This is a genomic window from Photobacterium sanguinicancri (assembly GCF_024346675.1).
GTDB classification, from domain to species: Bacteria; Pseudomonadota; Gammaproteobacteria; order Enterobacterales; family Vibrionaceae; genus Photobacterium; species Photobacterium sanguinicancri.
Map to the genome: position 1 here is coordinate 592,755 of NZ_AP024850.1, position 14,643 is coordinate 607,397.

Annotated in this window: 10 protein-coding genes, 1 tRNA gene and 2 rRNA genes; 9 read left to right on the plus strand and 4 right to left on the minus strand. The window is 45.9% G+C overall.

Going from position 1 to position 14,643, the window contains the following annotated elements:
- Positions 1–228 precede the first annotated feature (228 nt).
- The 6 genes from OCU87_RS02975 (at position 229) to OCU87_RS03000 (ending at position 6,169) form a co-directional block, all read left to right on the plus strand.
- Positions 229–3,121: ribosomal RNA gene (locus tag OCU87_RS02975) — 23S ribosomal RNA — on the plus strand.
- A 124-nt stretch (positions 3,122–3,245) separates the two neighbouring features.
- A 5S ribosomal RNA gene (rrf, locus tag OCU87_RS02980) occupies positions 3,246–3,361 on the plus strand.
- Between the two features lie 66 nt (positions 3,362–3,427).
- A tRNA-Asp gene (locus tag OCU87_RS02985) sits at positions 3,428–3,504 on the plus strand.
- Between the two features lie 450 nt (positions 3,505–3,954).
- Entirely contained in the window at positions 3,955–4,254 is a 300-nt protein-coding gene (locus tag OCU87_RS02990) for a hypothetical protein (protein WP_062688911.1), read from the plus strand.
- Positions 4,255–4,483: 229 nt separating this feature from the next.
- Positions 4,484–5,680, plus strand: coding sequence for a multidrug effflux MFS transporter (locus tag OCU87_RS02995; protein ID WP_261857806.1), 1,197 nt, complete (start codon positions 4,484–4,486; stop codon positions 5,678–5,680).
- Positions 5,681–5,842: 162 nt separating this feature from the next.
- Positions 5,843–6,169 carry a DUF2799 domain-containing protein gene (locus OCU87_RS03000; protein WP_062688907.1) on the plus strand — a complete coding sequence of 109 codons (327 nt, stop codon included), beginning with the start codon at positions 5,843–5,845 and terminating at the stop codon, positions 6,167–6,169.
- Positions 6,170–6,262: 93 nt separating this feature from the next.
- On the opposite strand, the gene dapD is transcribed toward OCU87_RS03000, so the two are convergent.
- Both dapD and OCU87_RS03010 read right to left on the minus strand, forming a co-directional pair.
- Positions 6,263–7,294: a 2,3,4,5-tetrahydropyridine-2,6-dicarboxylate N-succinyltransferase gene (gene dapD / locus OCU87_RS03005; RefSeq protein ID WP_062688905.1), complete on the minus strand. Its 1,032-nt coding sequence runs from the start codon at positions 7,292–7,294 to the stop codon at positions 6,263–6,265.
- 226 nt (positions 7,295–7,520) lie between these two features.
- Positions 7,521–7,823 (minus strand): YebG family protein, encoded by a 303-nt coding sequence (locus OCU87_RS03010; protein WP_094957518.1) that lies wholly within the window; start codon positions 7,821–7,823, stop codon positions 7,521–7,523.
- Between the two features lie 81 nt (positions 7,824–7,904).
- Between OCU87_RS03010 and OCU87_RS03015 the strand changes: the two genes are divergently transcribed.
- Positions 7,905–8,591: a DNA-3-methyladenine glycosylase I gene (locus tag OCU87_RS03015; protein WP_094957526.1), complete on the plus strand. Its 687-nt coding sequence runs from the start codon at positions 7,905–7,907 to the stop codon at positions 8,589–8,591.
- A 21-nt stretch (positions 8,592–8,612) separates the two neighbouring features.
- Here OCU87_RS03015 and OCU87_RS03020 read toward each other — a convergent pair whose 3' ends face one another.
- Positions 8,613–9,509, minus strand: coding sequence for a LysR substrate-binding domain-containing protein (locus OCU87_RS03020; RefSeq protein ID WP_062688901.1), 897 nt, complete (start codon positions 9,507–9,509; stop codon positions 8,613–8,615).
- A 166-nt stretch (positions 9,510–9,675) separates the two neighbouring features.
- Here OCU87_RS03020 and OCU87_RS03025 point away from each other — a divergent pair, with 166 nt between their 5' ends.
- Together OCU87_RS03025 and recC are read left to right on the plus strand one after the other, a co-directional pair.
- On the plus strand, positions 9,676–10,659 hold the full coding sequence (locus tag OCU87_RS03025) for a TDT family transporter (RefSeq protein ID WP_261857807.1): 984 nt from the start codon (positions 9,676–9,678) through the stop codon (positions 10,657–10,659).
- Between the two features lie 172 nt (positions 10,660–10,831).
- Positions 10,832–14,308 (plus strand): exodeoxyribonuclease V subunit gamma, encoded by a 3,477-nt coding sequence (recC, locus tag OCU87_RS03030; RefSeq protein WP_261857808.1) that lies wholly within the window; start codon positions 10,832–10,834, stop codon positions 14,306–14,308.
- Between the two features lie 186 nt (positions 14,309–14,494).
- Here recC and OCU87_RS03035 read toward each other — a convergent pair whose 3' ends face one another.
- Positions 14,495–14,629, minus strand: coding sequence for a hypothetical protein (locus tag OCU87_RS03035; protein WP_261857809.1), 135 nt, complete (start codon positions 14,627–14,629; stop codon positions 14,495–14,497).
- Between the last annotated feature and the right edge of the window lie 14 nt (positions 14,630–14,643).

Below are 14,643 nucleotides of genomic sequence, written 5' to 3' on the forward strand. Positions count from 1 at the left end.
AAACACAATGCTCTTTAACAATCTGGAAAGCTGACTAGTAAATTCAATCGAATGATTGAATTACAATAGTTTTTATCTTTAATGATAAAAACGAGTTCTCAAAACAACACACATTCAAGTGTCTTGTGTAGAGTCCGGCGAAAAACCAATGTCCTCATTTTTCTTGATCGGAAATGAGTGACGATAAAACCTTGGTTGTTTGAACATACAGACCTCTTGGGGTTGTATGGTTAAGTGACTAAGCGTACACGGTGGATGCCTTGGCAGTCAGAGGCGATGAAGGACGTATTAACTTGCGATAAGCCCAGTTTAGATAGTAAAAATCACTTGAGACTGGGATTTCCGAATGGGGAAACCCACGTGCATAAGCACGTATCGTTACGTGAATACATAGCGTAACGAGGCGAACTCGGGGAACTGAAACATCTAAGTACCCGAAGGAAGAGAAATCAACCGAGATTCCGAGAGTAGCGGCGAGCGAAATCGGATTAGCCCTTAAGCCAGTCTTGCGTTAGGTGAATGTGCTGGAAAGCACAGCGATACAGGGTGATAGCCCCGTAACCGACAACGCATTATTAGTGAAAACGAGTAGGACGGGACACGTGATATCCTGTTTGAACATGGGGGGACCATCCTCCAAGGCTAAATACTCCTGACTGACCGATAGTGAACCAGTACCGTGAGGGAAAGGCGAAAAGAACCCCTGTGAGGGGAGTGAAATAGAACCTGAAACCGTGTACGTACAAGCAGTAGGAGCCCACTTGTTGGGTGACTGCGTACCTTTTGTATAATGGGTCAGCGACTTAATTTTAGTAGCAAGGTTAACCGTTTAGGGGAGCCGTAGGGAAACCGAGTCTTAACTGGGCGTCATAGTTGCTAGGATTAGACCCGAAACCAGGTGATCTAGCCATGGGCAGGTTGAAGGTGAGGTAACACTTACTGGAGGACCGAACCGACTAATGTTGAAAAATTAGCGGATGACTTGTGGCTAGGGGTGAAAGGCCAATCAAACCTGGAGATAGCTGGTTCTCCCCGAAAGCTATTTAGGTAGCGCCTCGGACGAATACTACTGGGGGTAGAGCACTGTTAAGGCTAGGGGGTCATCCCGACTTACCAACCCTTTGCAAACTCCGAATACCAGTAAGTACTATCCGGGAGACACACGGCGGGTGCTAACGTCCGTCGTGGAGAGGGAAACAACCCAGACCGCCAGCTAAGGTCCCAAAGTTATAGCTAAGTGGGAAACGATGTGGGAAGGCTCAGACAGCCAGGATGTTGGCTTAGAAGCAGCCATCATTTAAAGAAAGCGTAATAGCTCACTGGTCGAGTCGGCCTGCGCGGAAGATTTAACGGGGCTAAGCTATACACCGAAGCTGCGGCAATATGACTTGTTCATATTGGGTAGGGGAGCGTTCTGTAAGCCGTTGAAGGTGGTCTGTAAGGGCTGCTGGAGGTATCAGAAGTGCGAATGCTGACATGAGTAACGATAAAGGGAGTGAAAAACTCCCTCGCCGGAAGATCAAGGGTTCCTGTCCAACGTTAATCGGGGCAGGGTAAGTCGACCCCTAAGGCGAGGCCGAAAGGCGTAGTCGATGGGAAACGGGTTAATATTCCCGTACTGCTTATAACTGCGATGGGGGGACGGAGAAGGCTAGGTGGGCTTGGCGACGGTCGTCCAAGTTCAAGGGTGTAGGCTGATAGTTTAGGCAAATCCGGACTATCTTAAGGCTGAGACCCGATGTCGAGTCACTACGGTGATGAAGTCATTGATGCCATGCTTCCGGGAAAAGCCTCTAAGCGATAGGTTATAAGCAATCGTACCCCAAACCGACACAGGTGATCAGGTAGAGAATACCAAGGCGCTTGAGAGAACTCGGGTGAAGGAACTAGGCAAAATGGTACCGTAACTTCGGGAGAAGGTACGCTCCTCGCGGTGATGAGACTTGCTCTCTAAGCTGCTGGGAGTCGCAGATACCAGGTGGCTGCAACTGTTTATTAAAAACACAGCACTGTGCAAAATCGAAAGATGACGTATACGGTGTGACGCCTGCCCGGTGCCGGAAGGTTAATTGATGGGGTTAGACTTCGGTCGAAGCTCTTGATCGAAGCCCCGGTAAACGGCGGCCGTAACTATAACGGTCCTAAGGTAGCGAAATTCCTTGTCGGGTAAGTTCCGACCTGCACGAATGGCGTAATGATGGCCACGCTGTCTCCACCCGAGACTCAGTGAAATTGAAATCGCAGTGAAGATGCTGTGTACCCGCGGCTAGACGGAAAGACCCCGTGAACCTTTACTACAGCTTGGCACTGAACATTGACCCTACATGTGTAGGATAGGTGGGAGCCTTTGAAGCATTGTCGCTAGATGATGTGGAGGCAATCTTGAAATACCACCCTTGTATGCTTGATGTTCTAACGTCGCCCCCTAATCGGGGGTGCGGACAGTGCCTGGTGGGTAGTTTGACTGGGGCGGTCTCCTCCCAAAGAGTAACGGAGGAGCACGAAGGTGGGCTAATCACGGTCGGACATCGTGAGGTTAGTGCAATGGCATAAGCCCGCTTGACTGCGAGAATGACAATTCGAGCAGGTGCGAAAGCAGGTCATAGTGATCCGGTGGTTCTGAATGGAAGGGCCATCGCTCAACGGATAAAAGGTACTCCGGGGATAACAGGCTGATACCGCCCAAGAGTTCATATCGACGGCGGTGTTTGGCACCTCGATGTCGGCTCATCACATCCTGGGGCTGAAGTCGGTCCCAAGGGTATGGCTGTTCGCCATTTAAAGTGGTACGCGAGCTGGGTTTAGAACGTCGTGAGACAGTTCGGTCCCTATCTGCCGTGGGCGTTAGATGATTGAGAGGGGCTGCTCCTAGTACGAGAGGACCGGAGTGGACGAACCGCTGGTGTTCGGGTTGTTATGCCAATAGCATTGCCCGGTAGCTACGTTCGGAATCGATAAGCGCTGAAAGCATCTAAGCGCGAAGCGAGCCTCAAGATGAGTCATCTCTAGACCTTTAAGGTCTCTAAAGGGTTGTCGAAGACTACGACGTTGATAGGCAGGGTGTGTAAGTGCTGCGAGGCATTGAGCTAACCTGTACTAATTGCCCGTGAGGCTTAACCATACAACACCCAAGGGGTTTTACGGACTCCATAACGCTTGAATGCGTGTTAAGAATGAATATTGTAACTAGTTAACTTTCCCAGATTGTATTTATCGCCTGAATGGCGGTGAATAAACCGAATTTGCTTGGCGACCATAGCATTATGGACCCACCTGATCCCATGCCGAACTCAGTAGTGAAACGTAATAGCGCCGATGGTAGTGTGGGGTCTCCCCATGTGAGAGTAGGTCATCGCCAGGCTTCAAATTTAGATAAGTGTATTGAACGACATTTATCGGATAGACAGGCAACTGTTTATCACCGTGTGGAGCGGTAGTTCAGTTGGTTAGAATACCGGCCTGTCACGCCGGGGGTCGCGGGTTCGAGTCCCGTCCGCTCCGCCACTTATTAAAAGCCCTGCTAGCAATAGCAGGGCTTTTTTACATTTGTACTTTGGCGAATTATGGCGCGGCAGCGGTCGTTCGGTTGGTTAGCCTATTTACCTTGGAGGCGGCGGCCTATCACGCCGGGGGACACGCTGATTTTCGGTGTGGCAGTTTATTTATATAAAGTCCCGTCCGCTCCGCCATTTATTCAAAAGTCCTGCCAGCAATAGCAGGGCTTTTTTGCATTTGTATTTTGGCTAATCATGGAGCGGAAGCTGTAGCCAAGTGGGTTAGCCTTTTTATTGACGAGCGTAGCGGCCTGACACGTTGGGGCGCACTGATGTTCGGTATCGCTTCTTCCTGATGATATCTCTGTTTTGTACAAGTGTGATTATGCATAGACTTGCGTTATAAACGATGAATATGAGAAGGTTAACGCTGGAATATATTTTAAGTATTAGGGCTGATATGAAGTTTTTTTATGAGCGCAGTGAATCGGCAACAGAAGTGAACATTGTGATTAAACCACATTCACTCTATTTGATGTTGTTAATGCTTGCCGTCTGGTTATTGAATGATTTCGTGCTGCAATCAGCACCAATGGCACAAGTACTAATGCCTGCCTTTATTATTTTTATAGTGGTCCGCTTTTTTGCCATTATTAAAATCCATCGGGAAATTTTGGTGGCATTGAAAAAAGGGAATGTAGAAACCACGGGTAGTAAGTTTTCCCTCCAGAACCCACTGAAATACTGTATTAAAAAGTAATACTAAGGTGTGTTTCGCCGTCGGAGTGGTGCTTCAATGAGCTAAGCCATCCTCAGCTTTAAACTCTCTTGATGTACGGAAAACGATGATTTTCTAGCAAAGCCGAGCTCAGTCTCGGCTTTGTTGTTTATTGTTTCCAGGTGGGAAAGTATTTATTATTCTCGCGCTGCTAATCCTTTTCTCTTTATCAATGCATAATAGAATAACTATTCGCTAGATGAGGTGTTAGATGGAAAAATTCAACTGGAAGCCTTTATTGTTGGCGTGCCTAATTGTCAGTATTGGCCAGTTAAGTTTAGGGTTGGTTTTCCCATCACTGCCTTGGATCGCACGGGATCTTTCGATCACCACAGATCAAACCCAGTTATTAGTCTCGGGTTACTTACTCATGTTTGGATCGTCCCAACTGATCTATGGGCCACTCTCAGACGTATTTGGCCGTCGGCCTATTTTATTGATTGGATTGTCTATTGCGATCATTGGCTTAGTTGTTGCTGTTTGTAATAGTGATAACTTTTCAGGCTTGTTAGCTGGACGAATTATGCAGGGATTTGGCGCTGGGAGTGTGGGCGTGTTAGCACGAGCAACCATGCGCGATAGTTATCAAAATCAAAGCTTTGTTAAGGCCATGACTTGGGTCTCCATTGTGGCGGCTTTTACTCCTATTATTGGTCCCGTTATTGGCGGTATGGTTAACCATTATTTAGGCTGGCAAAGTGTCTTTATTTTGCTTCTTGCTTACATCAGTTGTATTTGGCTCATTCTTATTTTTTTCTTTAAAGAGACACTGGCTGCAACTTCTCGGCCTCAATCTGTATCCACTTTAGCGCTTTCGTATTTTTCTTTATTCCGAGAGCGTCACTTTATGAGCTTTGCAGGGATTGGTTGGGTGAACTTTACCTTGGTCGTTATCTCTATTTCTTTAATGCCTTTTATTATGCAGGTACAAATAGGCATGGACTCCGATGAATACGCGCTCTGGGCGATGATCCCTGCGATAGGCTTATTGTGTGGTGGGCTATTATGTCAGCGTATACGGCCGCGATTAGGCACCATGAAAGTACTTCAGTTAACGCCATTTATTCATGTTGTATCAGGGATTATTTTTATTTTTGCACCGCTTTCTCCTGTCACGGTAAGTGCTGGGCACTTCTTACTTGCGATGGCCAATGGGATGGCATTCCCGTGTGCGCAATCATTACTACTACTGCCTTATGCAAAAAAAGCGGGCACAGTATCTGCGTTATCTGGCGCATGCCAAATGATTATTGCATCTTTGATCAGTAGTTTTTTACTGCATATCGGCATTAATCAACTTTGGCATTTAGGCTTGGTGATGTTTGGTGCGGCGATAGTAGGTTTAGCTTTAATTTACAGTGGCAGTCATTTGGATAGTGGTAGAGAAGCGGCGGCAGCCCTGAATTAGGGGGGGAACTTGTTCTATCAGATTGGGCGATTTAGACCATACTTACTTTTATAGCCTTTTACCATTAGAGGAGACTCCTCGTGCGCTAAAGGGTGATTCACATGATACAGATTCATATTATAACAATGATGTGGCAAAGCCTCAGTGGCAGAGGATGCAAGTATGATGAAAGTGATAGTCGCAGCAATGGTGGTAGGGTTGGTAGGTTGTACGTCTCCGTATGAGAGCGGTCTGACTGAAGAGAAAAATTGGCAGGGACTGGGTGCTTACCATGGTGAGCAAGGTTACCGTGAACTAAATGAGCAGCGGTTGGGTGATTTAGGTGCGCTGAGTGAAACAGAATACGAAGAGTATCGAGCGGGTTACTTAAAAGGACGTTTTGATTATTGTTCTGGCCGCCAATCCGTATCGACGGTGGTTAATGCGGACTACCTAAATGAATGTACCTCAGATTCAAGCAGTTATGGTTTAACTGGACGAGGTTATTAGTAACGGGTGACTGTTTGATCCATTTGCTTGTTATCAATTCAAAAGGCTGCCCATTGGCAGCCTTTGTTATATCACTAATCGTTAATTGTCGGATTAGTTGTTGCTGTGAAGCTCGCTGTTTAGCTCTACCGCACTCTTATTAGTCAAACATTCAATTTGACCTGTTACTGAGTTACGACGGAACAGAAGGTCAGGTTTGCCTGCAAGGTCGCGCGCTTTAACGACTTCCACTTCTTGGCCTGATGAGTCAAGCATACGCACTTTAGAACCCGCTGTTACGTACAAGCCAGATTCAATCGTACAGCGATCGCCCAGTGGGAAACCAAGACCTGCATTGGCACCTAGTAGGCTGTTTTCGCCAATTGAGACGACAACTTTACCACCGCCAGATAGTGTACCCATGATAGATGCACCACCACCGATATCTGAACCATTACCAACCATAACACCTGCAGAAATACGACCTTCTACCATGCTCACGCCAGTTGTACCTGCGTTGAAGTTGATGAAGCCTTCGTGCATTACGGTTGTGCCTTCACCAACGTGAGCACCTAGGCGAACACGTGATGTATCAGCGATACGCACACCAGCAGGAACAATGTAATCAACCATTTTAGGGAATTTATCTACACAATCGACAGTTAACGCTTCACCGTTTAGGCGTGCTTCAATTTGACGATCGGTTAGCTCTGGTAAATCGATAGGGCCTTGGTTGGTCCATGCGATGTTGTGCAGTAGACCAAAGACGCCATCGAGTACGACACCGTGTGGTTGAACTAAACGATGAGAAATAAGTTGTAGCTTAAGGAAGGCTTCAGAAACAGAGGTTGGTGCTGCATCTGTCGCTAGAATAACAACCACAAGCGGTTGTGAAGAGTTTGCCGCTTTAGCTGCAAATTGTGCATGCTTGTCGTCGTTAGCTGCTACGAAGGCCGCTTGTAAATCAGCGCACTGAGCTGGAGTTATTTCAATTGCTTGGTTGCCTTCTTTGTAATTAACCACAGCGGCAACTGCATTAACTAAAGCATCTGTTGGGTTTAATACAGGGCTTGGAAAAAATGCTTCGATGATTTTACCGTCACGGTTTTTCGTTGCAGTACCTAAGGCAAGAGAAAAGCTAGCCATATTGAATTGTTCTCCATTTCGTAAGTGCTATAGCACTTAATTCGTCTATATATCGTTACCTTCATCATAAAGAGAGTTGTCAGAATATAGAAGAGGGGAAAGGGTAATCAGTGAAAAATGACGTAGATCTGATAAAAATGGGTTAAGAGGGCTAAATGTGGTGGAATTATCGCCATAAAAAAACCTCCAGAAGGAGGTTTTTAGGATATGTACAAAAAGTAAAAAATTAAGCGGCATCTTCCTGAGGAATATCTTCTATTGCTTCAGGCTTTGCTACTTTCTTTTTTGGTGCAGGTTTTGCTTTTTTTGCACCCAGTGCTACAAGTACTTCTTCGCGTTTTTGTGCGAGGAACATTGATAGCTCTTCTTGCTTAGCTTCATCTTCGAATAGTTCACTTTCACTAAGTAAAGCAAACATATCGTCAGCCATATCCAACATTTTGTCGTATGCGTCGGCTTCGGACTTAGAGGTGAAAGTCATCTTTTCTTCTCCGTTGCGCTCAACCACATATTTGACGATAACAGCCATGGTCACCCTCTCCGAATTGATTTACTGGCTGTTTATACAGTAGCATTAAGGGCTATGTCCAGTGATAAGCAGTGTTATGTGATGATGCGAGAAAAATTTGATCGAATTTATGCAAGAGCAGCAGAACGGAAAGGTGGTGATGCAGCCCTTGAGAGCCTGTTATCTGTCGCACTGTCTTCAGAGCAGCTTCAGCAGATCCCAGATGATCGCTGGCTCGCCGCATTTAGCCAAAAAGTGTTTCAATCTGGCATGAGTTGGAAGGTGGTACGGGCGAAGTGGCCCAATTTTGAAGAGGTGTTCTTCGGTTTTGATATCGAAAAAATGCTCTTGATGCCAACGGAAATGTGGGAACGAAAAGCAACCGACCCTGCGATTATTCGCCACTTAGGCAAGGTCATGACCATTCCTGAAAATGCCCGTATGATCCATCAAGCGGCCTGTGAATATGGCTCGTTTTCCAACATGGTCGCACAGTGGCCTTCCGAAGATATTATTGGATTATGGCAGTACCTAAAGAAAAACGGTAAGCGATTAGGGGGTAATACGGGCCCCTATACACTGCGAATTATGGGCAAAGACACCTTTATTTTGAGTGGGGATGTTGAGGCTTATTTACGTAATATTGGGGTGATTGACGGTGGCCGTGATACCAAAAAATCCCAGCAAGCGACATTAGCGGCTTTTAATGATTGGCAGCAAGAATCTGGCCGACCTTTGTGTCAGATCAGCCAAATAATCGCGTTCAGTTGCGGTGATAACCGTATCTAGGGGCATTGCAAGGTTCTAGCTCTATTGAGAGAAATGCCATTGTTGCGCGAAGGATAAGAACATTTCCATTAATGGGCTTTGGTATTTTTCTTTATGGTATAGCAGCCAATACTGACGCTGCATATCGAGCGGCAGTGGCAGAATCACTAAGCGGTGATCATTAACGGCATGTTGGACAGCAAATTTAGACAAACACGTCACGCCGAGCCCCGCAGCGCAGCAGTTGATAATAGCTTCAGTGGTGTTGAGCTCAAACGCTTGGTGCCAATATTCCAGGCGCGGCGCAATGCGGTTTAGAAAGAACTCGCGGGTGCCTGAACCTGCTTCTCGTAAAATCCATTCTGAATGCTCTAAATCGCTTACTTGTAGATTTTTTATCTGGGTCAGAGGGTGATTTGGGTGGCAAACCACTACCATTTCATCGGCTAACCAAGGCTCGATCATCAAATCGGCTTGTTGGACCTTGCCTTCCACCAATCCCACATCCAACTCAAACTCACTGAGCATGTGGCAGATCTGGCTGGTATTAGAGATAAACAAAGATTGATCATCATGTTTTGCATGTTGGCGAAAATCGCGTAGTAAAAAAGGGGTGAGTTGGTTACCCACAGTATCGCTTGATCCAATCCGTAGTTGCCCTGTTGCTGGGCCTGTTTGATTAAATAATTGTTCGATAGTTTGGCTTCGAGCAAGTAACTCATCGGCTAAAGGCAGTAAACGCTTCCCCTGTTCGTTAATGATTAAGCGATTGTTGTTACGATCAAATAACTTATGATCAAGCTGCTTTTCTAGCTCTGCCAGCGCCATACTTACCGCTGGTTTTGAAAGGAATAGCTTTTCAGCTGCAGCGGTAATGGTGCCTTCTTGGGCAACAGTGACAAAAGCATTGAGCTGCTTTAATGCAATAGGATGGGCCATATTCTCATACACCAAAAGTTGCTAATATAATGCAAGTTATATTGTTAAGCATGACTTAACCTTAGGTTAAATATATTCAGTTATTATAAAACAATAGAGTTCGATACACTCCATTTTGTGTTCAGAGTGTGTTCTCAGCCCATGAATTGGCTGGTGGAGAAATGTCATGATTAAAGCGACAAAACGTAAAGTAGCAGGGGCGCCAACCCCAATGGCAGGATTAGCATTAGGTATTGCTAGCCTTGGTTGGTGTTGGGAAAACGTGGCAGATTTAGGTGGTTTGGGCCAACAAATTGGCGCGGGTATTGCGGCTGTATTGCTATTGATTCTTACGGTTAAATTTATCTTCCACCCTAAAATGCTATGGACTGATCTTTCTCACCCTGTCGTTGGAAGCGTTGTACCGACCTATGCGATGGCAACCATGGTGGTATCGAAGGCGCTCGGTCAGTTTTACCCTGTATTCAGCCAAGGCTTATGGCTCTTTGCCGTGGCATTACATGTGGCGTTTCTAGCACTCTTTATTTATCACCGTGCGGTCGATTTTGAATTACACCACATGGTGCCAAGTTGGTTTGTTCCACCTGTGGGTATCATAGTTGCGGATGTCGCGTTTCCTGGCGGCGAGCTATTACCCTTAGCGCAAGGTTTGTTGGTGTTTGGTATGGTTGCCTATGCCGTTATGTTGCCACTGATGATTTACCGTTTAATTTTCAGTCATGAGATTCATGACAATGCGAAACCGACGATTGCGATTATGGCGGCGCCTGCAAGCCTATCACTGGCGGGTTACCTAACGGTGACTGCTGTTCCTTCACCTGTGGTGATTGGCTTACTGATTGGGATCGCCGTGCTGATGACTTTTGTGATTTATGTGGCTTTTTATCGCTTACTGCGTTTGCCATTCAGTGCGGGTTACGCGGCTTTTACTTTCCCTATCGTGATCAGTGCAACGGCATTATTTAAATCAGCGGCTTGGATGACAACGTTTGGTTTTAGCAGTGAGTACGTACAGCAGGTATTTCTCTTGGGCCAAATTGAGTTAGTAATTGCGACTGTTATCGTGAGTTATGTTGCGGTGCGTTACCTTGCTCATTACCGTCCTATCAGCCGTTTATTTCACCCTCAACTTCAGTCTCAACAAGTTTGAGTCTTAGGCTGTGAACATCATTAGCCATCTATATTGAGCAAACGCTAGACAGGTAACAATCTGTTTGGCGTTTGCAGTAAATAATGTGGCTTATTCAATACCTTTCTATTTGCTGCATTCCCTCTATTGGTAGACAATTCCTATAACTTTCTCTTTTGTGTGAGATATCTGCGTGTTTACTGTCTATCACTCCAATCAGCTCGACGTGCTGAAATCCCTTCTGGTTGAACTCATTCGCTTGCAGCCACTGGATAACCCGTTTGAACAAGAGCAAATCTTGGTACAAAGCCCAGGGATGTCACAGTGGTTAAAATTAGAATTAGCCAAGTCCTTCGGCATTGCTGCCAACATTGAATTCCCGCTGCCTGCTACTTTCATTTGGACTATGTTCACCAAAGTGTTGAGTGATGTGCCTGCGCGTAGTGCATTCAACAAAGAGTCGATGACATGGAAATTGATGGAGGTGCTACCACAGCAGTTAGATCTTGATGAGTTTGAACCTCTTAAGCGCTATTTAGAGGGCGATGAAGACGGTTTGAAAATTTACCAATTGGCAGAGAAAATTGCAGATATCTTCGACCAATACTTGGTATACCGTCCTGAATGGGTACAGCAGTGGGAAGCGGGCGAAACCGTTAAAGAGCTGGGCGACGATCACCCGTGGCAGCCTATCTTATGGCAAGCACTATATGATCAGACATTAGCTTTGGGGCAGTCGCCGTATCATCGTGCCAACCTTTATGATCATTTTATCGAGACCCTCACGAACTACGCCGCCAGTGCTGCTGAAGGTGAATTACCTGAAGGCTTGCCAAAGCGTTTGTTTGTATTTGGTATCTCATCGTTGCCGCCGCGTTATATGGATGCGTTAGCTGCACTCGGTGAGCACATTGATGTCCATTTGATGTTCACTAACCCTTGTCGTTATTACTGGGGCGAAGTGCGTGACCGTAAATACCTTGCGCGGTTAGCCGCGAAGAATCGTCTACAAGTTAAATGGCTAGATGATCACAGCGAACAGGGTGATATGGCAGAGCAGCTCAAAGGCAGCATTGAAGATAATGTGCTTGATGAGTTTCATACCGATGCTGTCGGCAATAGCTTGTTGGCCTCTATGGGTAAACTTGGCCGCGATAATTTATTCTTAATGTCCGAAATGCAGGCCAATGAAATTGAAGCCTTCGCGGACATTGAGCGTGATTCACTGCTGCATTCGATCCAAGCCGATATTCTGAATTTAGAAGATCGCCAAAACGACGATATTTTAGATTCAAGTCACCACAAACTGGCGGTGATGTTAGATGATCAATCACTTTCTATTCATGCTTGCCACAGCCCTATGCGTGAAGTGGAAGTTCTGCATGACAAGCTATTGGCGATGTTCGATGCTGATAGCAGCCTAAAACCACGCGATGTCATCGTGATGGTGTCAGATATCAATGCTTATAGTCCTGCGATTCAAGCGGTATTTGGCAATGCTCCGGGTAATCGTTATATTCCATTTTCGATCTCTGACCGTACTGCCGAGCAAGAAAACCCGATTCTGTTGGCTTTCTTACGCTTACTGACATTGCCTGAAAGTCGTTGCCAAGCCTCTGAATTACTCGAACTGTTAGAAGTTCCTGCTGTTATGGCCAGGTTTGGCTTTGATAGTGATAGTTTCGAGAAAGTAAAACGCTGGATCGAAGAAGTTGGTGTACGTTGGGGGCTTGATAGCCAAACCGCTGGCCAATTCGATTTGCCTGCACAGCAACAAAACACCTGGTTGTTTGGCATCCAGCGGATGTTATTGGGCTATGCGATGCCGTACGAGGCTGGCTTGTTTGATGGTATCTCTGCTTATGAAGAAGTGCAGGGTCTCGATGCTGAAATTGCTGGCCAGTTAGCCAGTTTTATCGACAAGTTAATTGATTATCGCCACTGTTTGGCTCAATCACAATCAGTGACTGATTGGACCCAGATTTTGAATCAGTTGCTGGATGACTGCTTTGCGGTCGATATTGACGGCGAACTGGTACTTAAATCAATTCGGGAGTCTTTACATCGTCTGCAAGAACAACTGGATGATGCGCATTACAATGCGCCTATTTCCCCACGCGTCTTGACCGAATACCTAACAGGTAAATTATCTGGTGAGCGTGTGAGTCAGCGCTTTTTGGCTGGCCAAGTGAACTTCTGTACCTTGATGCCAATGCGCTCCATTCCATTCAAAGTGGTGAGCTTGTTAGGAATGAACGACGGTGCTTATCCTCGTAGTATGCCTGCGGAAGGGTTTGATTTGATGGATGGTCGCACTAGAGCTGGTGATCGCTCTCGTCGTGATGATGACCGTTATCTATTTTTAGAAGCTATTCAATCTGCGCAGCAAACGCTGTATATCAGCTATGTTGGCCGTTCTATCCAAGATAATACCGAGAAAGTCCCGTCAGTGCTGGTGAGTGAGCTGGTGGAATATTGCCAGCAAGGCTATTGTCTTGCGGGCGATGAGGCATTACCCGTCGATCAATCAGCGGACAACATCAAGCAACACTTGAATCATTTTCACCCTTTGGTGCCGTTTAGCCCGAGTGCTTTTGAAGGTGACAAGGCCAGTTATGCGGTTGAATGGTTACCTGCCGCAGAGCGTAAAGGTCAGGCTGGTCAAGCCTTTCAATTGTCGGCGCTTGAATCTGAACCTTTTGCTGACGATAAAGTGCTAGAACTTGATTTATCAGAGCTACAACGTTTTTGGCGTTTACCTGTGCGTTACTTCTTTAATCGTCGTTTAAAAGTCTTTTTTGAGCCACCAATGGGGATCATCGAAGATGACGAACCTTTCACGCTTAACGGTTTAGACGGTTATTTAATGCGTGAGCAGTTGTTACAACAATTACTGGATGCCAAGTTAGTAAACCAAGATGAAAGCGCTGTCTTTGATGAATTTTCGGCACAACAAAAAGCGGCAGGTCGTTTACCTGTTGCAGCGTTTGGGGATTTAGATTTAGAGATCACCCGCAATGATGTGTTGGCACTCACCGAGCAGATTTTCCCGTTAATTCATGCTCCTTTGGATGATCAGGAAGTTGATTTAATCTTTAGTTATCAAGGTCACAAGGTGAACCTACAAGGTTGGCTAAAACAAGGTTATCAATCCGGTTTGGTACGTTATCGCAGTGGCAAAATACGCGCTCAAGATCTGCTTATTGCATGGATAGATCACCTCTGCTTGGCGGCAATGCAGCCGCAAAGCTCAAATCCAAACCAAGTTCAGGCTCAGAAGAGCACGCACTTGATTGGTAACGATGAATATCGTCGCTTGCTCCCGATTGATGCCGAGACCGCACGCCAGTACCTACAAGACATTATTGAGCTGTATTTTGATGGCTTAAATCAGCCATTAGCGTATTTCCCTAAAACAGCGTTGGCAGGGATCCAAGCAAGGATCGGACGCGATGGTAGTTTCAAAGACGACGACGAGACAATCCAAAAAGCGTTGAAGAAAATGGCTGATACTTTCAATGATGGTTACTTATTTGCAGGTGAAGGCGCAGACAGTTATATCGCGCGAGTATGGCCTAACTGGGATGATAATTTAGCCAATGATGCGTCACAGCTTGCTAGTCGAATATTGCAAGGTGCGGTATTAAATAGTGAAAAAGTCGAAGAGTAGGCAGGAAGTAGTGTGGCCGTCAGCAAATCATTCTTATTTGTAGGGTGTTTGCTGTACGACCACCGGTCCAGAGGTGACCATGTTTCTGGCTGCGATACTAACCAAAGCGATGGCGTTAAACTGTGAGAAAACTCTCACATTGATAGAAAGAAAACTTATTCAAGCAAGCTAACGTTTATTTCTAAGTTATTGATCACACTTGATCGTGATGAGTAACCAGACAAATGTTAACGGCGGATATTCAGCAAGGTGAACCTTGATGACACCAAAGATATTACCTAGCGTAAGCACTTGGTTGGCGGCGCCAACCCATTTACTCATTACAATCAGAGCTA